The organism is Paenibacillus sp. FSL R7-277 (genome assembly GCF_000517965.1).
Classification (GTDB): Bacteria; Bacillota; Bacilli; order Paenibacillales; family Paenibacillaceae; genus Paenibacillus_AQ; species Paenibacillus_AQ silagei.
In genome coordinates, this window is record NZ_ASPX01000071.1 from 15,592 (window position 1) to 39,620 (window position 24,029).

16 protein-coding genes and 1 riboswitch are annotated in these 24,029 nt (G+C 55.5%); of the genes, 11 read left to right on the forward strand and 5 right to left on the reverse strand.

What is annotated here, in order from left to right; all coding sequences use genetic code 11:
- Nucleotides 1-230: 230 nt before the first annotated feature.
- The 4 genes from C173_RS21145 (at nt 231) to pgmB (ending at nt 7,142) form a co-directional block, all read left to right on the forward strand.
- Nucleotides 231-1,661 (forward strand): ABC transporter substrate-binding protein, encoded by a 1,431-nt coding sequence (locus C173_RS21145; RefSeq protein ID WP_036728110.1) that lies wholly within the window; start codon nt 231-233, stop codon nt 1,659-1,661.
- Nucleotides 1,662-1,797: 136 nt separating this feature from the next.
- Nucleotides 1,798-2,913, forward strand: a complete 1,116-nt coding sequence (locus tag C173_RS21150; RefSeq protein ID WP_051478249.1) for a carbohydrate ABC transporter permease — start codon at nt 1,798-1,800, stop codon at nt 2,911-2,913.
- On the forward strand, nt 2,913-4,004 hold the full coding sequence (locus C173_RS21155) for a carbohydrate ABC transporter permease (protein ID WP_036728111.1): 1,092 nt from the start codon (nt 2,913-2,915) through the stop codon (nt 4,002-4,004). Before C173_RS21150 ends, C173_RS21155 begins: the two co-directional genes overlap by 1 nt.
- A gap of 48 nt (nt 4,005-4,052) precedes the next feature.
- Nucleotides 4,053-7,142 carry a beta-phosphoglucomutase gene (gene pgmB / locus C173_RS21160; RefSeq protein ID WP_235191974.1) on the forward strand — a complete coding sequence of 1,030 codons (3,090 nt, stop codon included), beginning with the start codon at nt 4,053-4,055 and terminating at the stop codon, nt 7,140-7,142.
- Nucleotides 7,143-8,047: 905 nt separating this feature from the next.
- On the opposite strand, the gene C173_RS21170 is transcribed toward pgmB, so the two are convergent.
- A complete protein-coding gene (locus tag C173_RS21170; protein ID WP_036728113.1) occupies nt 8,048-9,025 on the reverse strand; it encodes a LacI family DNA-binding transcriptional regulator in 978 nt (325 codons plus the stop codon).
- A 219-nt stretch (nt 9,026-9,244) separates the two neighbouring features.
- Here C173_RS21170 and C173_RS33010 point away from each other — a divergent pair, with 219 nt between their 5' ends.
- On the forward strand, nt 9,245-12,208 hold the full coding sequence (locus C173_RS33010; RefSeq protein WP_051478250.1) for an ABC transporter substrate binding protein: 2,964 nt from the start codon (nt 9,245-9,247) through the stop codon (nt 12,206-12,208).
- 82 nt (nt 12,209-12,290) lie between these two features.
- Here C173_RS33010 and C173_RS21185 read toward each other — a convergent pair whose 3' ends face one another.
- On the reverse strand, nt 12,291-13,682 hold the full coding sequence (locus C173_RS21185) for an aldehyde dehydrogenase (RefSeq protein ID WP_036728115.1): 1,392 nt from the start codon (nt 13,680-13,682) through the stop codon (nt 12,291-12,293).
- 30 nt (nt 13,683-13,712) lie between these two features.
- Nucleotides 13,713-14,417 (reverse strand): Crp/Fnr family transcriptional regulator, encoded by a 705-nt coding sequence (locus C173_RS21190; protein ID WP_036728116.1) that lies wholly within the window; start codon nt 14,415-14,417, stop codon nt 13,713-13,715.
- A 131-nt stretch (nt 14,418-14,548) separates the two neighbouring features.
- On the opposite strand from C173_RS21190, the gene hcp reads away from it, so the two are divergent.
- A complete protein-coding gene (gene hcp / locus C173_RS21195; protein WP_155991602.1) occupies nt 14,549-16,201 on the forward strand; it encodes a hydroxylamine reductase in 1,653 nt (550 codons plus the stop codon).
- Between the two features lie 97 nt (nt 16,202-16,298).
- Here hcp and C173_RS21200 read toward each other — a convergent pair whose 3' ends face one another.
- Both C173_RS21200 and C173_RS21205 read right to left on the reverse strand, forming a co-directional pair.
- Nucleotides 16,299-17,273, reverse strand: coding sequence for an aldo/keto reductase (locus C173_RS21200; RefSeq protein WP_036728118.1), 975 nt, complete (start codon nt 17,271-17,273; stop codon nt 16,299-16,301).
- A 30-nt stretch (nt 17,274-17,303) separates the two neighbouring features.
- Nucleotides 17,304-18,953 (reverse strand): flagellar assembly protein A, encoded by a 1,650-nt coding sequence (locus C173_RS21205; protein WP_235191975.1) that lies wholly within the window; start codon nt 18,951-18,953, stop codon nt 17,304-17,306.
- Nucleotides 18,954-19,030: 77 nt separating this feature from the next.
- Nucleotides 19,031-19,123: riboswitch (cyclic di-GMP riboswitch) on the reverse strand.
- Between the two features lie 504 nt (nt 19,124-19,627).
- On the opposite strand from C173_RS21205, the gene biuH reads away from it, so the two are divergent.
- Genes biuH through C173_RS21230 form a run of 5 tightly spaced genes read left to right on the forward strand, consistent with a single transcriptional unit; the run spans nt 19,628 to nt 23,990 of the window.
- Nucleotides 19,628-20,311: a biuret amidohydrolase gene (biuH, locus tag C173_RS21210; RefSeq protein ID WP_036728124.1), complete on the forward strand. Its 684-nt coding sequence runs from the start codon at nt 19,628-19,630 to the stop codon at nt 20,309-20,311.
- Between the two features lie 25 nt (nt 20,312-20,336).
- Nucleotides 20,337-21,350, forward strand: a complete 1,014-nt coding sequence (locus C173_RS21215; RefSeq protein ID WP_036728127.1) for an ABC transporter substrate-binding protein — start codon at nt 20,337-20,339, stop codon at nt 21,348-21,350.
- A gap of 14 nt (nt 21,351-21,364) precedes the next feature.
- The gene (locus tag C173_RS21220; protein WP_036728130.1) at nt 21,365-22,174 is read left to right on the forward strand and encodes an ABC transporter ATP-binding protein; all 810 of its coding nucleotides are present in this window, start codon (nt 21,365-21,367) and stop codon (nt 22,172-22,174) included.
- Nucleotides 22,171-22,923 carry an ABC transporter permease gene (locus C173_RS21225; protein ID WP_036728133.1) on the forward strand — a complete coding sequence of 251 codons (753 nt, stop codon included), beginning with the start codon at nt 22,171-22,173 and terminating at the stop codon, nt 22,921-22,923. Before C173_RS21220 ends, C173_RS21225 begins: the two co-directional genes overlap by 4 nt.
- Complete coding sequence (locus C173_RS21230) at nt 22,920-23,990, forward strand: ring-opening amidohydrolase (protein ID WP_036728135.1); 1,071 nt, start codon at nt 22,920-22,922, stop codon at nt 23,988-23,990. The genes C173_RS21225 and C173_RS21230 overlap by 4 nt, the downstream gene beginning before the upstream one ends.
- Nucleotides 23,991-24,029: the final 39 nt, after the last annotated feature.

Here is a 24,029-nt window from a genome sequence, read left to right on the forward strand (position 1 = left end):
GTTTCAGAAACCTTATCCACAGAAGAAGGTACTAACTGACTATTGGAAGCGCATACATTATTGTGGGATATGGAGAATGTACGTTTGAATTAGCGTTGTTAATGGGTGTGGGTGCCTGTTGTCTGTGAATTACTATAAGGGGGTGAGTTACTGCTCTGCCGGAAGGGGTTCCGGTAATGAAGCTGGTTCAATGCAGTCTCTAAAAACAATTAAAGGGGATGTATGAAACAATGAAGAAAGCTCCAGCACGTAAACTGTCACTTGCGATGGTGTTGTGTCTATCCTTCACCATGATGCTCAGCGGCTGCGGCGGCAATAACACCGCTGCGCCAACGAAGGCCCCGGCGGTTACAGAAGCTCCCACAGCAGCACCATCGGCAGATAACAACGCAGAATCAACAGATAGTCCAGATCCCGCTGCGGCAGGAAGCCCGTTGGATTTGGCAATGAAGGGTGAATATAAAGGCACGAAGGTCACGATGTTCGGCCCGTTTGTCGATGCGGACCAGGTGAAGTTCGAGAGCAGCATTAAGGAATTTGAAGAGAAAACCGGCATTGATATTCAATACGAAGGCTCCAAGGAATTCGAAGCTACGATTAATATCCGGGTCGATGGCGGCAATGCGCCGGATATCGCGGACTTCCCGCAGCCGGGCCTGCTGGCCTCTATTGCCAAGACCGGCAAGGTCATCGATCTGACCGGGGTGCTGGATCAGGCGAAGCTGACGGCCAATTACAATAAGAGTTGGCTGGATATGTCCACCATGGACGGCAAGGATGGCAAGATTATGGCCGGGATCTGGAACCGCAGCAATGTGAAGAGCCTGGTCTGGTATCCGAAGAAGCAATTTGACGAAGCGGGATACACGGTTCCGCAGACCTGGGATGAAATGATGGCCCTGACGGAGCAAATCGCCAAAGACGGTGATCCAGCCTGGGCAATCGGTATTGAGAGCGGCGCGGCAACCGGCTGGGCGGCAACCGACTGGGTAGAGAACATCATGCTGCGGACCACGACGCCTGAGAATTACGATAAGTGGGTAAGCGGTGAGCTGCCGTTCACTTCTCCTGAAGTGAAGAACGCGGTGGAAGTGATGTCCAAGATCTGGCTGAATAAGGATTATGTCTACGGCGGTGCTAAATCCATTGTCACTACTGCATTTGGCGATGCTCCGAAGCCGATGTTCGAGAATCCGCCCAAAGCCTGGTTCAACCTGATGGGGAACTTCATTACCAGCTTTTTCCCGGAAACGGCTAAGGTGGATACAGACTATGACTGGTTCTATCTTCCGCCGATTGATGAGCAGTACGGCAAGCCGGTCCTGGTGGCAGGCGACATCTACGCTATGTTCAATGACCGCCCTGAAGTACGCGCTGTAATGGAGTTCTTCACTACTGGCGAATCGATCAAAAGCTGGGTGCAATCCGGCGGTGTCATTGCCCCGATGAATGATGCTTCCCTGGATTGGTACCAGTCCGAATCCGACCGCCGGATGGCGAAGCTGGTGCAGGACGCTTCGACCCTGCGCTTCGATGGCTCGGACCTGATGCCAGGCAAGGTGGGTGCAGGTACCTTCTGGAAGGGCATGACTGACTATGTGAGCGGAACCGCTACGCTGGATCAGGCCCTGGAGCAGATTCAGTCAGGCTGGAAGAACTAAGAAGCAGGCAGCACGGGGCTTAGACACCAAGAGGTTGAAGGGGCGGTCTTGAGCAATCAGGCCTGCCCCTCAGCTGGTGGTAAAGGGTGCTTATGAAGAGGGCTCTGCTCTAACAGAGCCTATAGGAGGAACCGATATGGATGCACAAATAAGGCCGGAGCCGGGTGCCGCCGGGGCGCAGGCCAATCAGAGAATCAGCGGCAGGGCAGTCCTGCTATCGCTGGGCGTTTTGCTTGCGAATATTGTGGTCAACGGGCTGATTTTCCTGTTTTTCCGCGATTCAACGCTTCAACCGCTGCTGACAGCGGTGCTCGCAGTGTTGTGGGGCGTGCTGGGCGTATATCTGATCTACTACACCTTGACCTGGGCCGTGGAGCAGTACCCGGACCATGTCCGCAGGAAGGTGCTGCCATATGTTTTTGTCGGACCGGCTGTCCTTATTCTCGGTTGGCTGCTGATTCTGCCTGCCCTGCGGACGCTGTACTTAAGCTTCTTCAACGCTTCCTCCGAGAAGTTCGTCGGACTCAGCAATTACGCCGCGATCTTCAGCGACCGTCTGATGGCTACGGCTCTGCGCAACAACCTGCTCTGGGTGTTCGTGGGCACGCTGGCCTGTGTCTGCTTCGGGCTGCTGATTGCCATTCTTGCCGACCGGAGCAGCTATGAGCGGATCGCCAAATCGATTATTTTCATGCCGATGGCTATTTCCTTTGTTGCCGCCGGGGTCATCTGGAAGTTCGTCTATTATTATCAGCCGGGCGATGAGCAGATTGGACTCTTGAATGCGATTGTGACCTATTTCGGCGGTGAACCGCAGGCCTGGACGAGTATGCTGCAGCCGTGGAACAACTTCTTCCTTATTATCATTCTGATCTGGATGCAGACGGGGTTTGCGATGGTTATTTTCTCAGCGGCCATCAAAGGAGTGCCCGAGGATATTCTGGAAGCTGCACGGGTGGATGGTGCGGGTGAGGTGAAGATCTTTTTTGGCATCATGATTCCTTACATCTCTACGACGATTCTGACGGTGACCACCACGATTATTGTCTTTACGCTGAAAATATTTGACGTTGTCATGGTGATGACAGGCGGTCAATACGATACAGAGGTTGTAGCGACGCAGTTCTACCGGCAATTCTTCATGTACCGCAACTTCGGCTACGGCTCTACGCTGGCTATCGTGCTCCTGATCGCGGTATTGCCTGTTATCCTTATTAATCTGCGGCAGTTCCGCAAGCAGGGGGGATTCTAATGGTGGGCACCAAGAAAAAAAAGGGCAGCAAAACGGCCGTCAATCTGATTCTGGGCGTCATCTGCTTCCTCTGGATTCTGCCGACCTTCGGACTCTTCGCCTCCTCCTTCCGTCCCGCAGCGGATATTTTGCAGACGGGCTGGTGGAAGGTGTTCCCCCATCAGGAATGGAAAGCGGGCGGGACGGTGCAGCTTCCCAAGGAGGTTGATCTGCGGGAGCCGATTGAGGTGAACGGCAAGACCTATACGGATGAACAGCTCAAGGCAGGGGTGAAGGCGGATGGCAGCCGCCTGATGTGGGAGAACCGCAGGGCACGCACGGTGAATATGCAAGAGCAGGGCTGGCAGGCGGTGCCTGACCTCACGCTCGACAACTATAAGAATGTGCTGTCCGGCAAGGAGTACACACTCAAGGAAGCGGACGGCAGTGAAACGGTGCAAAAGGGGAGCGGATTGTCGCAGGCGTTCTGGAATACACTGACGATTGCTGTTCCGGCGACGGTGATTCCTGTGCTGATCGCCTCTTTTGCCGCCTATGCCTTCGCCTGGTTACGGTTTCCCGGACGCAAGACGCTGTTCGTCATTATTATTGCGATGCTGGTCATTCCGATTCAGGTTGCGCTCATTCCGGTACTCAAGGATTACACGGCGCTTGGGCTGAACGGCAGTTATCTTGGAATCTGGCTGGCACATACGGCCTTCGGGCTGCCGCTGGTTACGTACTTCATGTACAACTTCATCAGCCAGCTGCCGAAGGATCTGTTTGAATCAGCTTTTATTGACGGCGCCAGCCACTTTACTATTTTCAGCAGACTGATTCTGCCGCTGTCCGTGCCCGCGCTCGCTTCCATCGGGATCTTCCAGTTCCTCTGGGTATGGAATGATTATCTGGTGTCTCTGATCTTCATCGGGAACCAGCCGTCGGTTCAGGTCATGTCGATGAAGATCGCCGATCTGGTCGGCTCGCGCGGCAATGACTGGCATCTGCTGACCTCGGCAGCCTTTATCTCGATGCTGATGCCGCTGGCGATCTTCTTCCTGCTGCAAAAGTATTTCGTCCGGGGTCTGATGGGCGGCTCAGTCAAAGGCTGATCTGTGGCTGGGACAAGAGAAGCCGGCAATCGGGAGGAGAATACGAAGATGAGACCGGAGACAAATACGGAGATAAGTATGGAGATAAGTACGGAGATGAGTACGGAGATAAGTACGGAGATGAAAATAAAGATGAAGTCTTGTGAGCATCCTCCCGCCTTGTACCCTTACAGGGAGTGGAGTATCGAAGAGGAACACTATGAGGATGAATACAATCAGCGGAGCGAGAGTGTCTTTGCACTAGGCAACGGCTATATCGGTATGCGCGGGAATTTCGAGGAAGGCTATCACGGCAAGGCGGGGGCTTCGGTAGCCGGAAATTATCTGAACGGCTTCTTTGATTCTGAGCCGGTGGTCTATCCTGAGGGGGCCTTCGGGTACCCCTCCCGCAACCAGGCCATGCTGAATGTCAGCGATGCCCGTATCATCCGGCTCAGCATCGAAGGCCATGAGTTCCGGCTGGATCAGGGGAAACTGCACCGGTATAAGCGCCGGCTGGATATGCGCAGCGGTATGCTACACCGGGAGCTGGAGTGGGAATCTCCAGCCGGGCACCGGGTACTGCTGGTGATCCGCAGGATGGTTGCCTTGACGCATAAGCATCTGGCCGCTATCGACTATGCGGTGACGGCGCTGAATTTCTCCGGGACACTGAAGTTCGATTCTGCGGTGGACGGCGAGATTGCCCGGCCTGAGGTTACCGGTGACCCGAGGCTGGGGGCGGGCGGCGGCGAATCCCGCCTGCTGCTGGAGGATACCGGATATGACGAAGTCACCGGGGATCTGTGGATGAGGCAGCGGACCCGCCACACGCGGTTTGCGCTGCTGACCGCTGTCAGCCATGCGCTGCAGGCGAAGTCCGGGCGCGAGATGAGCCACCAATTGATCGGGCAGCGCATCTCCGTCTGTTACGCCGCTGCTGTCCGCAGCGGAGAGACGGTGACGCTAACCAAATATATAACGTATCATACCTCCAGAGATTACGGGGAGGAGGAGCTGGCCGGCAGGAGTGCTGAAGTCTTGGCGCTGGCCAAGGAGCTGGGCTTCGCCGGTCTGGCCGGGGAGCAGCAGGCGTATCTGGACAGCTTCTGGGCACAAGCGGATGTGGAGATTAGCGGTGATCCTGCACTCCAGCAGGGCATCCGCTTCAATGCTTATCAGCTGCTGCAATCCGTGGGCCGGGACGGAGCAACGAATATCGGAGCCAAGGGCCTGACCGGCGAAGGCTATGAGGGGCATTATTTCTGGGATACGGAGATGTACATGCTGCCGTTCTTCACCTTCACGCAGCCGGAGATCGCCCGTGCGCTGCTGGAATTCCGTTATGCTACGCTCGGCAAGGCCAGAGAGCGGGCAGCGGTCATGTCGCAGAAGGGGGCGCTGTACCCGTGGCGGACCATTGACGGCGAGGAGAACTCCGCCTACTTCCCCGCAGGCACTGCCCAGGCGCATATCAATGCGGACATAGCCTACGGCCTGAAGCAATATATCCATGCCACAGGCGATATGGAATTTCTGGTTAGCCGGGGTGCGGAGATGCTGTTCGAGACCTCAAGGTTCTGGGCCGATCTGGGCCACTATAACCCCGCGCGCGGAGGGGCCTTCTGCATCGATGCAGTAACAGGGCCGGATGAATACACGGCGATTGTGAATAACAATGCTTACACCAACCTCATGGTGCAGGATCAGCTCCAGTATGCCTATGAGACAGCTCTGCTGCTTCAGCGGGACTATCCCGCGGATTACGAACGGCTGCGGCAGGCGATCGGGTTAACTCCCGAAGAGGCAGAGGGCTGGAGAGAGGCCGCAGCACGGATGTTTATTCCTTTTGACGAGCAGCTCGGGATCTATGCCCAGGATGATACCTTTCTGAGTAAGCAAAAATGGGATTTCGAGCATATGCCTGCGGATAAGTATCCGCTGCTGCTCCACTATCACCCGCTGGTGATCTACCGGCATCAGGTGCTGAAGCAGGCTGATCTGGTAATGGCCCTGTTCCTGCTTGGTGACAAGTTCAGCCTGGCGGATAAGCTCCGCAACTACCATTATTATGAGCCGCTGACAACGCATGACTCCTCGCTGTCTCCTTGCATCCACAGTATTATGTCTGCGGAGATCGGCGATCTGGCCGGGGCATACCGTTATTTCAGCCGCACGGTACGGATGGATCTGGACGATATCAACCACAATGCCAAGGACGGGCTGCATATGGCGGCGATGGCCGGGTCCTGGATGTCGATTGTGAACGGCTTCGGCGGCATGCGGCTGGCTCAGGGGGAGCTGGGCTTTGCCCCCGTCCTGCCGGAGCAGTGGGAGAGCTATCGCTTCAAGGTTACAGTTGGCGGTCAGCTGCTGGAAATCTCCGTTGAACGTGAGGCGGTAGTGTATACGCTGCTGGAGGGGACGGCACTTGCGATCAGACACAAGAAGCAGCCGCTGCAGCTGCTTCCGCAGGAGCCGGTGAGGATGTCGCTGGCGCACCGGCTGGAAGCCGTAATCTTCGATCTCGACGGTGTGATTACAGATTCCGCCGAGGCTCATTATCTTGCCTGGCAGGCCCTCGCAGATGAGCTGGGCGTGCCCTTCAGCCGGGAGAAGAATGAACGGCTGAAGGGCGTCAGTCGGATGGAGTCGCTGGAGATCGTGCTGGAGGGCAGCGCCCTTGCGAAGCTGCCTGAAGCCGGGAAGCTCCGGCTGGCGGAGAAGAAGAACGATCATTACCGGCAGATGATCGGCCGTATCACCCCGGCGGACCTCCTGCCGGGGATCCGGGAGCTGCTCGATTCCCTGCGCGAGCGGGGAATCTCCGTGGGGCTGGCCTCGGCCAGCCTGAATGCGCCGCTCATTCTGGAGCGCCTCGGCGCAGCCCGGTGGTTCCAGGCCGTTGCCGACCCGGCTGCGCTCCGGAAGGGCAAGCCCGATCCGGAGATCTTCCTGCAAGCGGCAGAGCGGCTGGGTGTTCCGCCGGGCAACTGCATCGGCGTGGAGGAAGCAGCCGCAGGCGTGGCCGCGATCCGGGCGGCGGGCATGAAGGCTGTAGGTATTGGGTCGGCCGAGCAGCTTGGTACGGCTGACCTGGTGCTGCCCACTACGGCGGGGCTGGACGCCGGGAAGCTGCTTGAGCTGTTCGCGCGTTAGCCGCGTGTGGAAGGCAGTATCGGGCTGTGAGAGATGCTGTGTGTATAGTAAGGAAGCAGGGGCGTGGCAGGATGTATGCGGAAAACCGAACACATTGTGCTGGCGAGAAGGCACGCGGCCGCAATGTATGCGGAAACCGAACATATTGTGCTACGAGAAGGTGTGCGGGCCAAATGTAAGCGAAAAACCGAATACAATATGCTGGCGGGAAGGTACAGGGTTCAATGTATGCGGAAAACCGAATATAATATGCTGGCGAGAAGGTACACGGGCTCAATGTAAGCGAAAAACCGAATACAATGTGCTGGCGAGAAGGTACACGGGCTCAATGTAAGCGAAAAACAGGCATGACAAGACAGAGGCCTTGTCACCCCCAGGAATGAAAATAAGTCGGGTGCATCAGTCGCATCCCGACTTTTATTTTCGTATTAAACCGAATACAATGTGCCGGCGAAAAACTAAACGTTTTTAATTAAAAGCTGATGTCGTTCATATTACTATGAGATTAAAGAAGCCTCTGCAGGTATGCAGAGGCTTTTTGGCTAGCAGGGCATGAGCTCTAAAGAAGTGAATACATTCATAAATGCGGCGATGGTTGGAGTTTAGTTCGAAGCGAACTTTCGTTGATAGATGTATTCTGTACAATTAAAAACCGTAAAATGGCAGGGTTACCTCTTTTAAGTGTAATCTATACAACTAAATTTGCCCAAAAGGGTGATAACCAGCCGCAGCTGGAATTTTAGTTGTACGAAATACAGCTAAGTGGATTTTCGGCGGCACATCGGATGATTTAGTTGTACGGAATACAGTTAAGTACCTCACCACTCGCGCCTTTATCGGATACAGCCAGCAAACCCTCAGCCCCCACCTACTTTAAGTGGCAGCCTTTCCGGGTAGTAGCCCCCTCAGGTAGTAGCCCCCTCCTCCAGCTCCACAGGCAGAATGTGCGCAGCGGCTACGCTGTGGCCCTGCACCTGCTGCAGGATCAGGTCCACGGCCAGCTTGCCGATCGCTTCCATTGGCTGGCGGATGGTGGTGATCGGCGGGTCGAGCAGGCTGCGGAGCATGATGCCGTCATAGCCGACGATCTTCACATCCTCCGGGACGCGCCGTCCTCTGGTGCGGCAGGCCTTCAGGGCATAGGCGGCGATGATATCGCTGCCCGCAAAAATCCCGTCCACCTCAGGATGCTCCGCAAAGAGCTGCCCGAGCAGCTGCTCGTAAGCTTCGAAGTCGAAGCTGTTGTTGTCGGTATGGAGGGTGACATACTCCAGATTGTGCTGCTTCGCCATATCCTCAAAGGCCACACACCGCAGATGGGATAAGATATTCAGCTTGGGATGCCCGCCGATATGGGCGAGGTGCCGGCAGCCCTTTTGAATCAGAAGAGTGGTAGCCAGCTTGCCTCCCTCATAATTATCCGAGCAGACATAAGGGATATCCGGTGAGATCTGCCGGTCGAAGGTCACCAGCGGCAGATTCATCTGCCGGTAGGCTTCCACCTCCAGTGTATGGCTGCCCATAATAATCCCGTCTACCCGGCTTGCGCGCAGCATGTGGATGTATTCCTGTTCCTTCTGCTTGTCCTGCCACGAATTGCAGAGCAGCAGCTTATAGCCTTCCCGGTAGGCATGTTCTTCAATATGACTGGTTAATTCGCCGAAAAAAGGCAAAGACACATGCGGAATAATCAGTCCGATGATGTTGGATTTCGAGCGGCTAAGGGAGCGGGCCAGTTCGTTCGGCCGGTAATTCAGCTCCTCCATCGCCTGGTGAACCTTGTGCTTCAATTCCTCGCTTAAGTAACCCCTGTTGTTCAGTACCCGGGATACGGTGGTTGCCGATACGCCAGCCTTCAGCGCAACGTCTTTGATGGTCGGCATGGCCTGGCCTCCTGTCTGAGCAGTCAACTGCAGATTCATTCTAACGTGAGCGGTCTGCTCTGTCCAATATCGACGGCTGCTGTCGCTTTTTGTTGTTTCTAAAAACATCTTTTCCCCCTATAATTGTATCAAAGCAGTCCCCGTAATGAAGCCCCATGAATACATTATCCTTCAACTTGTCAGATTCCGATTATGAGATAGATGAACGGGAGTGTGCGAATGAGTGTAGATCATATTCATCTCAGGTTGTTAAGAAGCTTGCTTGTGCCTCTGTTGATCTTCCTGTGTACAACAGCCCCGGCAGGAGCTGCATTCGCTGCAGCCGAGGAGCTTCCCGCCCGGAACGTGCTGGTGCTGCATTCCTATCAGAAGGGCTTTGCCTGGACCGATGACCAAAGTGCCGGAATAGAGGAACGTCTCAAAGGCACAGCTAATCCCCCCGTCATTTACACTGAATACATGGACTGGAAAAGGTACCCTACGCAGGGTAACCTCGAACATTTCTACGAAACCATCCGCTTCAAGTATCAGAACATCCCTATTCATACGATCATCACAACGGACGATGCGGCGCTGAGCTTCGCGATGAAGTACCGCCATGAGCTTCTGAACGATGCTCCGATTGTTTTCAGCGGGGTCAACGAGCTGGGGGTGGACAGCCTACCGGATAAGCGCAACATGACAGGCGTTATTGAGAAAATCGATGCAGCGCCCACCATCCGCATGGCCATGGACCTTAATCCTTCGCTGAAAAAGGTGTATGTCGTCTTCGATAATTCGGAGAGCGGGCTGTCGACCGGCCGGATGGTGATGGATCAGATTAGCTCCTTGAATCCGGGGCTTGCGCTGTTCCCGATGAACCGCATGTCCATGGAACAGATCAAAGCTACGGCATCGGCGCTGTCCCCGGACAGTATTGTGCTGATGACTACATATTATAGTGACTCTACCGGAAGAATTGTGGAGTTCGACAGGTTCGCAAGCGAGCTGGGCAAGAGCAGCAGTGTTCCGGTGTATCATATCTATGATTTTGCATTGAACCATGGCGCCTTCGGCGGGAGCCTGATCAGCGGCAGAATGCAGGGGCAGACGGCGGCCGATCTGGCGCTGCGTATCCTGAAGGGGGAGCGTGCCGGGGATATCCCGGTGGTGACCGACAGTAATGTACGCAAGGTGTTTGATTACAATGAGCTGCAGCGGTTCAAGATATCACCGGATAAGCTGCCGGAGGGCAGCGAAGTGATTAACGAGCCGTTCTCCTTTTATCAGACCTACAAGGTACTGGTGCTGAGCATCGTGGTTGCCTTTGCAGTGCTGGTAACCTTCATTCTGGTGTTGTTATTCTATGTGCAGCTGGTCAGAAGGATTAGAAGCAACCTGGAAAAAAGCAATGAACGCTTCAGCCTGGCAACCTACGGCTCGGATGCGGTAATCTGGGACGTTGATATGTCTACGATGATCTATTATTTCTCGGACAGCTGGTATGAGGTGCTAGGATATGCCCGGGATGAGCTGAATGAGAGCCGCGGCGGCTGGCGGGATATTCTCCATCCGGAGGATGCCGAGCAGGAGAACCGGCTGCGTATCCAGCATCTGGAGGGTCGTTCTTCTTACTACTACGCTGAATACCGGATGCGGAGCAAGGCAGGCGAATACAAGTGGTTTCAGGCCCGGGGCAAGGTGCTGCGTAATGCGGGCGGCGGATATATCCGGTTTGCCGGGTCAATGGTGGATGTCACGGACCGCAAGGGTTATGAGAGTAAGCTGCAGACGAGCTATCAGGAGCTGGAATCGACCTATGAGGAGCTGACTGCCCTGCAGGATGAGCTGCTGGAGCAGTATAACAAGGTGGTGGAGAATCAGGCGCTGCTGCAGACCAGTGAGGAGAAATACCGGCTGCTGGCTTATAATGACGTGCTTAGCGGTCTGCCGAACCGGCTGTCGTTATCCGAGGAGCTGGAGCGGTTCATTGAAGAGCATTCCGGCGGCCATGCGGCGCTGTTCTTCCTGGATCTCGATAACTTCAAGTACATTAATGACTCCATGGGCCATACCTTCGGGGATGAGCTGCTGGTGCAGGTCGGGGAACGGCTGCTTAGCCGCTCTGACGGGCGCAGTAAGCATTTCCGCTTCGGCGGCGATGAGTTTGTGATTCTGTTCAAGGATGTGACGGAGGCAGGTGAGGTGATCCGCTATGCGGATTCCCTGGTACAGGGCTTCATGGAGCCGTTCCAGCTTCATGCAAGTGTGGTGCATATCACGGCCAGTATCGGGATTGCCCAATACCCGGAGAACGGGAAGAGTGCGGAGGAACTCCTGAAGAATGCCGACATTGCCATGTACAAGGCCAAAGAAGCAGGCAAGGGCAGTTATATGATCTACGGGCAGGAGATGCAGCAGTATTTTGACGAACGGATGATTATTGAGAATCACTTAAGAAGCGCGGTCTCCAATAATGAGCTGTCGCTGCATTACCAGCCGCTGGTGGATACCGGCTCCGGCGAGCTCTGGGGCTTCGAGGCGCTGATCCGCTGGAACAGCCCGGTGCTCGGCTTCGTCTCCCCCTTATCCTTCATCCGCATTGCCGAGGACTGCCGCCTGATCGTCCCCATAGGGGAGTGGGTGCTGCGCGCCGCCTGCCGGTTCACCAAGGATCTGCAGAATCAGGGCTATGAGGGCTATCATATCTCGGTTAATATCTCGGTCATTCAGCTTATGCTGGATGACTTCACGGAGATGGTGCTGAGCGTGCTGGAGGATACCGGGCTTGCGCCGGAGTATCTTGAGCTGGAGATTACAGAATCCATCTTCATGGAATCCTTCGAGGCGATCAGCTCCAAGCTGGAGGCGCTCAAGGAGAGGGGCATTGGGATTGCGCTGGATGACTTCGGAACGGGCTATTCCTCACTCAGCTATCTGAAGCAGCTCCCGATTACTACCCTGAAGATCGACAAGTCCTTCATCGACAGCATCGATACCCCGAACAATAGGTCGCTGGCCAGCTCCATCGTCACCATCGGCCATGATATGGGACTGAACGTTACGGCTGAAGGGGTTGAGACCCCGGAGCAGCTTGCTTTTCTGGAGCGGACCCGCTGTGACAAGATTCAGGGCTACTATATCAGCAAGCCTATTCCGGAGAAAGAGGTCGCGGGCTGGGTGGCTGGGCGGATTGCGGGTTGAGGTGAGGATCAATCCATACTACACCACAAAGGAAACCTTCCTTCTATATAAAAGAGGTTTCCCTGCTGCTCCTGCCCCGGCGCTATTTCAGCAGCTTCCGCGCCAGCTTGACCTTGCTGCCGTAGGGCGGGTAGACAATGCCGAGGTCAAGACGGGTGCCTCGCTTAACAATGCTTTTGTGATGGGAGAAGAGGTCAAAGCTGTATTTGCCGTGGTAGCCGCCGATCCCGGAATTCCCGACACCTCCGAACGGCAGCCGGGTGCTGGCTACATGGGAGATGGTATCGTTGATGCAGCCGCCGCCGAAGGACACCTCGGTCATCACCTGTTGCTCCACCTGCTTATCGCGGGTGAACAGATAGAGAGCGAGTGGCTTCGGACGGGCGTTGATGCTCTGGATGGCCTCCTCCAGCCGGGTATACTCCATAATCGGCAGCACAGGCCCGAAGATCTCATCCTCCATGGAAGCGTCACTCCAGGCCGCCGGATAGATCAGAGACGGCTCGATATATAGCTCCTCGGGAATGACCGTCCCGCCCAGAATCAGCTTATCGCGGTCCCGCTCCAGCATCTCCCCGATCCGCCGCAGCTGGCGTTCATTCACGATCCGTCCGTAGTCTGTGTTCTGCCGGATGTCTGTGCCATAGAAATCAGTGACGCAGCGCTTCATCCGCTCAATCAGCTCGGCTGCTACCTCCCTATGGACCAGCAGATAATCAGGCGCAATACAGGTCTGTCCCACATTGATCAGCTTCCCCCAGACAATCCGCTTCGCTGCAGTCTCCAGGTCGGCGCTCCGGTCTACGATTACTGGGCTTTTGCCGCCCAGCTCAAGGGTGACGGGTACCAGGTTCTTCGCCGCCGCTTCCATGACAATTCTGCCGACAGGCACACTCCCGGTGAAAAAAATATAATTGAACGCCGCATGAATCAGCAGATTCGTCGTTTCCTTCTCACCCTGTACTACCCGGATATAGGCGGGATCAAAGGTCTCCCGGATCATGTCCTCAATGACAGCGGAGGTAGCGGGCGTGCTCTCGGAGGGCTTCAGTACGGCGCAGTTCCCGGCGGCAATGGCACCGATTAACGGCTCGATCAGCAGCTGGAACGGGTAGTTGAACGGCCCGATAATTAGCACCGTCCCGTAAGGCTCGGCTATGATTCTGCTCCGTGCCGGGAACAGGTGCAGCGGTGAGCCTACCTTCACCGGCTTCATCCAGCGCCGTAGATGCTTCATCATATAGCCGATGCTGTCCAGCGTGAATCCGATCTCTGTGGCGTAAGCCTCGAATTCGCTTTTATGCAGATCCTGGTTCAGTGCAGCGATAATCCGGGCTTCATTGCGTGAGATGGCCTCCTTCAGCTTCTGAAGCTGCTCCAGCCGGAAGCCGGGGGTTCTCGTGACTCCGCCGGTGAACCATTGTCTGTGCTCAGCCAGCAGCCGGTCGATCTGTTGTGCAGTGTATAGTGGCATGCTTGTATCCTCCTTGGTGATTTGCGGTTCCTATAGATTGCCTGCCGAAGAGGGCAGAGTCTGGATGTAATCATGCATCCGGCTCCGGTTCAGCAGGGTGATTTCATTGCCCTTGAATTCGATCCAGCCCTGGTCGCGCAGGAATCCCAGCTCCCGTGACAAGGAAGGGCGGGCGGTATTCATATGTTCAGCCCATTCCTTCCGGCTGAAGGGGAGCTTCAGCCGATCGGACTCCTGCTGCTCTCCCTGCTCCAGCAGGAAGTCTACGATACGGCGGCGCAGCGGTCCGGCGGACAGGTTCTCGATCTTCCGGTTCACGAGCACCAGCCGCTCGGACAGATTCTCGATGAAGCGGGTAAGGATATCGGTGTCGGCCGCGAATAATCTCAGCAGCTCCTGCTTGCTGATGAACATCACCTTGCAGGGGCCTGTGGCCGTGACGGTGGCGGGCACGGTGTTATTCCTGCGGAATAATACAGCTTCGCCTATGGTCTGCCCTTCCTTCAGGTGGGCGATGGTTACACTGCTGCCGGTAGGGTGTGTCTTCTGCACCTCAATGCGGCCGGAGAGCAGAATCCCAAGCCGGTCCGCCGGATCACCCTCTGCCAGAATAATCGCATTCTTATGGTAGGAGCTGACAGCGTAAGCCAGTGTATGCAGCAGCTGTTCGATCTCATCTGCGGACTTTCCGCGAAATAGCAGGCAGGATTGCAGCGAAGCGGGCTCCGGTCTCATACTTTTCCTCCCGATGTGTTGTGATTGGTAACATTCGTTACCGATTGATAGACGAAAGTCTACTACAATTATTGGTAACTGTAAAGGCGAGGCACAGAGCGATTCCATTAATGATAAGGAGTGATCAGGTAATGAGCGAAATGTTTTGTTTCCAGTGTCAGGAGGCAGCTAAGGGGACGGGTTGTACGATTCAGGGGGTGTGCGGCAAGACCAGTGAGGTAGCTAAGCTGCAGGATCTTCTGGTGTATACACTCAAGGGCATCGCCATCTTCGCGCGCAGCGGGCGTGAGCTGGGGATTACTGATCCGGTGACGGAGAAATTTATCATAGAGAGCTTGTTCGCTACGATTACCAATGCTAACTTTGTGCCGGAATATTTCAACGCGAAGGTCCGGGAAGGACTGGCCCTGCGGGATCTGTGGCGCAGCAGAGTGGCTGATGCCGGAGTGATGGCCTATTTGTCGGAGCATGACGCAGCGAACTGGAATGCAGTGACTGATGAAGAGCTGATGGACAAGGCGGCAACCGTCGGTGTGCTTGCTACGGAGCATGAGGATATCCGTTCCTTGCGCGAGCTGCTGACCTATGGCCTGAAGGGAATGGCTGCTTACATGGAGCATGCTGCGGTACTGGGCTTCTATGAAGCAGGAGCACATGCTTTTATGGAGAAAGGCTTGGCTGCAGCACTGGATGACAATCTAAGCGGCGGTGAGCTGACGGCTCTGGTGCTGGAATGCGGCAAGTTCGGCGTGGATGTGATGGCGCTGCTTGACCGTGCGAACACCGCAGCCTACGGCAATCCGGAGATTACCACAGTCAATATTGGGGTAGGCACGAACCCTGGTATTCTGATCAGCGGTCATGACCTCAAGGATATGGAGGCGCTGTTGAAGCAGACCGAGGGTACCGGAGTGGATGTGTATACGCACAGTGAGATGCTGCCGGCCCACTACTATCCGGCCTTCAAGAAGTATAGCCACTTCGTAGGCAACTACGGCAATGCATGGTGGAAGCAGAATGAGGAATTTGCCAGCTTCAATGGTCCGATTCTGATGACTACGAACTGTATTGTGCCGCCGAAGGACAGCTACAAAGACCGGCTGTACACGACAGGCAACACCGGGTATCCGGGAATTCAGCATATCGCGGCAGGCGCGGACGGAGAGAAGGATTTCTCGGCGCTGATTGAGCAGGCCAAGAGCTGCAGCGCTCCGGTGGAGATTGAGACAGGCGAGATTATCGGCGGCTTCGCGCATGCGGCTGTAATGAATGTCGCGGATCAGGTGGTTGGAGCGGTAGAGAGCGGCGCCATCAAGCAATTCTTCGTCATGGCCGGCTGCGACGGGCGGATGAAGAGCCGGAATTATTACACCGACTTCGCAGCAGAGCTGCCGAGTGATACGGTGATCCTGACCGCCGGCTGTGCCAAATACAAATATAACAAGCTGGCGCTTGGCGATATCGGCGGAATTCCCCGCGTGCTTGATGCCGGCCAGTGCAATGACTCCTATTCTCTTGTGGTTATAGCGCTTAAGCTGAAGGAAGTGTTCGGTCTTGCAGACATCAACGATCTTCCGATCTCCTATAACATTGCCTGGTATGAGCAAAAAGCGGTGATTGTACTGCTGGCGCTGCTGCATCTGGGCGTGAAGAACATTCACCTGGGTCCTACACTTCCGGCCTTCCTGTCGCCTAATGTAGCTAAGGTTCTGGTAGATACCTTCGGTATCGGCGGTATTACTACCGTACAGGAAGACATGGAGCGGTTTATTGCTGCGGTATAATACAATACAGCTTCAGCATTAGCCAAAATACACAAAAGCGAGTCTCCGTATAAGGGGGCTCGCTTTTGTATATGAATATGAACGTCACCGTCAGCGCTTACGGCAGCCGGTAGACTGCAAACGGCTCGCTGGTGCGGAAGGCGGCGCTGGCCTGGTCAAGCTGCTCAAGTATTCCCGCATCCGTTGAAGCGGAGAGACTCTGCAGATTATGTTGTACCTGCTCTACTGTAGTTGCACCGACAATCACCGTGGAGACGGCGGGCCGGTTCATCAGCCAAGCCAGGGATAGAGCTGCAGGTGAGGTGCCCAGTCGCTCCGCAATGGCCTGAACCTGCTCCCCGAGCGAGATGCGCTCCGGGGTAAGGAAGCGGCGGAAGTTCGGATCGGTCTCTGCTCTGGAGCCGGCAGGGACCTTGCTGCTGCCAGTATATTTGCCGGTAAGAATGCCGCCCGCCAGAGGGAAGTACGGGATGATGCCCAGACCCTGATCCAGGCAGAGCGGAAGCAGCTCCGCTTCGGGCGTGCGGTCAGCCAGCGAATAGCTGCACTGGATAGAGATGTATTTCGCCCAGTTACGGGCTTCGCTGATTCCAAGCGCCTTCATCAACTCCCAGGCGGCATAATTGGAGGCTCCGATATAGCGCACCTTGCCTGCGGAGATCAGATCATCCAGCGTACGCAGCGTTTCCTCCAGCGGTGTGTAGGGATCGAAGGTGTGAATCTGATACAGATCCACATAGTCGGTCTTCAGCCGGCGCAGGCTGCCCTCCAGCTCCTGCATCAGATGATGGCGCGAAGAGCCGCTGCCGCCGGGTCCCTCATGCTTCGGCAATCCGGCTTTGGTCGCCAGCACTGCGTTATGGCGTTTGCCTTCAAGCGCAAGGCCGATGATCCGCTCCGATTCAGATCCGGCATAGATATTGGCGGTATCGATGAAATTGATGCCCTGATCCATAGCGGTGTGCAGAATGCGGACCGAGGTTTCCTGATCTGCCCGTTTGCCGAAGGAATTGGTTCCAAGACCCAGGGCGGACACCTGCAGGCCGCTATTGCCCAGACGGTTATATCGCACGCTCTCACTTCTCCTTATATAGTAGTAGTCTTAGCAGGAATCACGCACAAGCAGCTTGCCGCCGGACTCCAGGCGGCTGTCCTGTGACCGGGCGAGATTAATCACCGCATGCTCCTCCTGGAGCAGCTCAATCTCCTCACCCAGCTTAAGCAGCAGCCTGGAGAAGCGGCTTAGGACACTGTCCGTGATGTACCCGGTGAATTGTCCCGGATGGGCGAATACCTCAAGCATCTGCCAGAGCTGGTCCGTGCCGGAGCCGAACGCCCCGTTCATACGGCTTAGCGCAGCCTGAAGATCACGGATCAGGCTGCCCAAGTGGCTGTATTTATCCTCCAGCAGCAGCATGACTACCAGGCCGTAATTCACGGATTGCTGGCGGGATTCCACATTCTTGGCCAGCTGGCGCGCTGCCTCAAGCAGTCCGTCCGTCTCTGTCCGCAGCAGGCATGCGAGGCTGTGCAGACGATGCTGCATTACCCCGGCGTGTCCGGCGTACAGGCCGCTGCCGGTGACCTGGCCGCTAACGTAAATACTGCCGGTGGCTATAATTGTAGATTGGCGGATATCGCCATAGACGTACACATTCCCGAGGGCTTCAATTCGTACAGGTCCTTCCAGATCTCCCGGTACAATGATGTCACCTGCGAACATAACATCGCCCGCAGGATCTGTCATCTCTCTGGCCAGAAGACTGACCGGAGGGAAGTCACATATCCGGACGCTGCCGCTTCCTCCGCAGATACGGGGCCTGCCGGTGTGCCGGGCTACGATATTGCCACAGGGAAGGAGCTTGGCATGATTACCGGCAGCAAAGTAGATATCCTGCGGCGGGGGAGGGGGCAGGACCCTTCCGTCTGTGTCGAGGCCGGGAATGCCTTCTTCCGGCGGCAGCTTGCGGGCGAAGACTTCGCCTGCAAAGGCAAAGGGGGCTCCCGGGAAACGGAGATACTCCAAGGGTTCCGCAGGCTTCTGACCCCGGGCTCCCTGTCCCTGAAGCATCCGGTTCCCCTCCAGTGTATGCTCAGGCAGCAGGAATTCCAGCCGGGCTTCCTTGCCGGGCAGCGGGGCTCTGCCTTCAGCGATGCATACGGGGAGATATGTAGGGTTCGTAAGCTCCGCGTACAGGGCGGGAATGTTCAGGTTGCGCAGAATAAAACGGTTGTCCAGTGAGGCGATAATCTGTTCTATGGTGAGCGTGGACAGCAGCATCGCCGGATTGGGCTGGGCACGGACGACCGCTTCGAAGGCGGCGGGGCAGTTGACCAGATTCCAGGCGTACTTCTCTGCACGGTATAAAGTGAAGTGGACCTTGAGCTTGTCAGGCGATACGGTAATTTCATATTGCGGCTTCTCACAGATCTCCCAAGTGATATAATCCGCCCTGGTCACCTCGGTCGGCTCTGTAACGGTCTTCCAGTTGATCTTCAGGACAACAGGGTGGACCGCAGAAATGCGGGCGGGAGCACCTCCGGGGAGCGGGGGAGTAATGAATATCTGGTTGTCCTGCACGAGGATAATTCCATTCTTATCTCCAGTTGTCCCGTCAGAAGCTCGGCCCTCCACAGAGAATGAATCCAGGAGACCTTTACGTTCGAGCATCAGGGACTCTACGAATTCATATCGGCTTGGTTCGATATCCTGCTGCGGCATGGTTGTAACCTCACTTTTTCGTATGATCAATGGCAATTCGTACAGAAAAAGAACATCATCAAGCCTGGGAGGCTTTCCCTCCTGAATAGCTGGCTTAAGTGGTCTCTATTGGCAGCCTGGCAACCGTAAACGCAGATTCCGGCGTTCTTAGGCCCATAGCTTTGCGTCCTGCCCTTTCGGGAAGTTTGCCTTTAGAAATAGATCAATGATATACATCCTGTAGAGGTGGGAGTTATGGTCGACTGTAATCGACAAAAAGAGTCATAAATAGTTCTTACGCGTCATTAACTTCTGCAAACAAGCTTAATTCTAGTACTTAAAGAGCTATTTTTCAACTATATTATGCCTATTTATCAAAAAACTCGAAATATGCAGCTCTATTTCGACAAAAAAACTGGTTTCCCAGCGCTTACAGCTTATGGAAGAGGCAGGGGGAGGAAAGTATGAGCATTCAACTGTTGGGACACCCTGGGCTTGGTAAGAATCGGAGTGTTCTTTTTTGATAAGCGATTTTGCGAGTGTTAATGTTATGTATATGTTAACTGTGTAAATAAACACAAACATTCAGTGTATTATTTCGTAATAAAACCGAAGACATCGCAAATTCATTGTAATATAATCTAACTCATACCAAGGAAACGCGAATTAATGTTAACTAATATAACATTAATAGAGATAGCGACATCAGGAGAGGAGCATAAACCATGCAGATTGCAGCAACACCTTACATCTGGCCTTATGACGGGGCTGTGGACCCGGCGAAGACAGCGCTGATGATTATCGACATGCAGACGGATTTTTGCGGCAAGGGCGGTTACGTCGAGAGAATGGGTTATGACCTCTCATTAACAGCGAGGGCGATCCAGCCCATTCAGCGGCTGCTGGCCCGTATCCGGGACATCGAAGGCTTCACCGTGATCCATACCCGCGAGGGGCATAAGCCGGATCTGTCGGATCTGCCGGCGAACAAGCGGTGGCGCAGCCGCCAGATCGGGGCCGAGATCGGCTCCGAAGGACCGGCGGGACGAATCCTCGTGCGGGGGGAGCGCGGCTGGCAGATCATTGATGAGCTGGCGCCTGCCCACGGAGAGTACATTATAGACAAGCCGGGCAAAGGGAGCTTTTACGCAACAGACCTGGACCTGATCCTGAAGAATAAAGGAATTACCCATCTGATTCTGACCGGTATTACTACCGATGTCTGTGTACACACCACGATGCGGGAAGCCAATGACCGCGGGTACGAGTGTCTGATCCTTGCAGATTGTACAGGAGCGACGGATGAAGCGAATCACCTGGCGGCGCTGAGTATGGTTCAAATGCAGGGCGGAGTGTTCGGCAGTGTAAGTGATTCACAAGCGGTGCTGAAGGCGCTGGAGCAATACTAAATCATTCATAAACGGGGGAATAACCATGTGGAACAAGTCCAGAACAAAAGCGCTGATGCTGTTAACCTCGCTAATGCTGCTCCTGACCGCCTGCGGTAACAATACGGAAGCCGGGAAGGCTGAAGGCCAGGGAGCGGAAGGCTCGGGCGAGCTGAAAAAGGTGGTGCTCCGGCTGAAGTGGATTCACCAGGCGCAGTTTGCCGGCTTTTATACCGCAGTGGAAAAAGGCTTCTATAAAGAAGCGGGGCTGGATGTTGAGATCCGCCCGGGGGGCTCGGATTTCCCGGCTGTGCAGATGGTAGCTTCCGGCAGTGAGGAGTTCGGAGTTACCGGTGCCGACCAGATCGTCATCGCCAGAGAGAAAGGCGTCCCGGTCAAAGCGTTGTCCGCGATCTACCGCAAAACCCCGTTCGTCATGTTCACGCTCAAAGAGTCAGGGATCAAGACGATGGAGGATCTGGTCGGGCAAAAGGTGGGCATTAAGCTGGGCGGCAACGAAGAGCTGACCTTCCGGGCCATGGAGAAAAGCGCGGGTATCGACCCTTCGCAAATCGAAGAGATGCCGGTCAAATATGATCTGAGTCCGCTGTTAACCGGTCAGGTCAAGGCCTGGCCCGGATATGTCATTAATGAAGTGCTGGCTGTAGAGGAGCAGGGCAAGGAAGTGAATATTATCGACCCGAACGACTATGGCATCAATTTCTATGCTGATACCTTGTTCACTACGGAGTCTATCATCAAGAAGGACCCGGAGATGGTCGCAAGCTTCGTGCAGGCGTCTATGCAGGGCTGGGATTATGCAGTAAAGCATCCGGAGGAAGCGGCGGAATTCGGTCTGAAGTATGGCGAGAAGCTGGATCTGAAGCATGAGGTCAATATGATGAAGGCCAGCATTCCGCTGCTGGATCCGGAGAAGCTCCCGCTGGGCTCAATGGACGAGGCATCTTGGGAGACATTGCAGAAGAATCTGGTCGAGCTGGGATTTGTGAAAAAGGAACAGGACATCGGCGGATTGTTCACCAACGAGTTTTTGAAATAAGGAGGGACCCGATAATGACAACAGCGATCAAAGAACAGCTGGATGCTGCCGCCGCGCGGCATCCCGGTACCCGGGAAACCATGCTCTCCCTGCGCAATTGCTCTCTTTCTTTCGGCAACGTGCCTGTGCTGGATCAGGTCAGCCTTGATGTATACCGCAATGAGTTCATTTCGATTCTTGGACCAAGCGGCTGCGGGAAATCCACAACACTCCGGTTGATGCTGCGGCTGTTAAGCCCGGAGGCCGGTGGAGAGGTGGCGTATGCTTCACCTGATCTGTCCCTGGGCATGGTCTTCCAGAAGCCGGTCCTGATGCCGTGGCTCAGCGCGCTGCAGAATGTCATGCTGCCGCTGGAGCTGGGCGAGAAGAAGAAGTTCAGCAAAGCCGAGGCACGTGAAAAAGCAGAAAGTGCCCTGAGCCTGGTCGGCCTCCAGGATTATCTGAACCACTTCCCGCATCAGCTCAGCGGCGGGATGCAGCAGCGGGCAGCGATTGCCCGAGCTCTGGCGGCTGATCCGACGGTGCTGCTGATGGATGAGCCGTTCGGCGCACTGGATGAGCTGACGCGTGAGAAGCTGAATTTCGAGCTGCTGCGGCTATGGGAGAGCCCGGAGACCAGTCTAAGCAGCATTGTGATGGTCACCCATTCGATCCATGAATCCGCGCTGCTGTCGGACCGGGTCGTGATGATGTCTCCCCGGCCTGCCGGTGTGACGGATATCATTCCGGTGACGCTGCCCTCCCCGCGTGAGGCGGGCATGGAGGAGCTGCCGGAATTTCACCGGATTGTCAAGGAACTGAGAAAGCGGGTGAAGCATCTATGACGGTCAAAATCAAAGACACCCTGTACCCGGTCACGTTTGCGCTCGGCTTCCTGCTGCTGTGGGAGTTGGCTGTACGTCTCCTGTCGGTTCCGATGTATCTTCTACCTGCGCCTACGCAGGTAGTCTCGGCTATCAATGGCTCGCTGTGGTCGCATACGCTGGTTACGCTGGGCGAAGCGCTGACCGGGTTCATTCTCGCCAATATCCTCGGCCTGGCTACCGCAGTGATTTTTGTTCATTCCAAGCCGATTGAGAAAGGGATGTTCCCGCTGGCCATCGCCCTTAAGACTACGCCGCTGGTGGCGCTGGCCCCGCTGCTGGTCGTCTGGCTGGGGACCGGGTATACCTCGAAGGTAATCGCTTCGATGCTGATCTGTTTTTTCCCGATTCTGGTGAACAGTGTCAAGGGGCTTAAGGCCATTGAATACGAAGCCTGGGAGCTGTTCTCCACCTACAAAGGGACGAAAAGCGAAATCTTTTGGAAGCTGCGCCTGCCGACGAGTCTGCCTTATATCTTCTCTGCCCTCAAAATCTCCACCTCGCTCGCGATAGTCGGTGCCATAGTCGGCGAATTTGTCGGAGCGAATAAGGGACTCGGTTATGTAGTGCTTGTCTCTTCCTATCATATGGATACGCCGGTGATGTTCTCGGCCATTATTGCTTCGGCGCTGTGCGGCCTGCTGCTGTTCTGGTGTATCGGGCTGCTGGAGAAACGGGTTATTTTCTGGACAAGGAGCGATGATCTATGATGAACTGCTCGGTCATTCGAATCCCGGCAGGCGCGCCGCATGATATGTCGGGATTAAGCGCAGCGGTGGAAGCAGGCCTGTTCCGGCCGGAGGAAGTGGTCGCGGTGCTGGGGAAGACGGAGGGAAACGGCTGTGTGAATGATTTTACACGGGGTTATGCTGTGATGGCCTTGAAAGGATTCTTTGCTGAAGCGGCAAAAGGAGGAGCTGCCGACATCTCTTATGTGATGTCCGGCGGTACGGAAGGGGTGCTCAGTCCGCACTTCACGGTTATCAGCCGCAGCGGGCAGAAGGAGCCGGGTATGGTCACTGATGGCCTGAAGTCACTCGCCATTGGAGTCGCCAGAACCCGGAGCTTCCGGCCGGAGGAACTGGGACGGCTCCCTCAGGTGGACGCCGTGGCGGATGCCGTGGCCCGTGCGGTCATGGATGCGGGCATCACCTCACCGGAGGATGTGCATTTTGTACAAATCAAATGTCCGCTGCTTACCGCTGAGCAGATCTATGAGGCACACAACCGTGAGGTATCGCTCGTCACAGAGGATACTTATAAATCGATGGGCTATTCCAGAGGAGCTTCTGCACTGGGTGCCGGGGTAGCGCTGGGTGAGGTGGATCGTGCGGCCTTGCAGGAGGAAGATATCTGCACGGACTGGACTCAATTCAGCGCGGTAGCCTCCACTTCGGCGGGCAGTGAGCTGTCCTGCTGCGAAGTGATTGTGTTCGGGAACTCACTGTCTGCGGACGGCCCGTACCACATCGACCATGCCGTGATGCAGGATGCTGTGGATGGCGCTGCGCTTCAGGGCCTGCTGGACCGTTATCCCGGTGAAGAGCTGGTGCAGGTGCTGGCCAAGGCGGAAGCCGATCCCGATGGCGTCATCCGCGGACGCCGCCATATCATGCTGGATGACTCGGATATCAATCATACCCGCCATGCGCGGGCTGTAGTCGGCGGTGTGCTGGCCTATGTCGGCGGCGACCCGATGATCTACGTCTCCGGCGGAGGCGAGCATCAGGGGCCGAAGGGCGGAGGACCGGTGGCGGCTGTGTTCCGCCGCAGGTAGCAGAGCTTTTTGACAGGAGCAATGTATTATCACTATCCA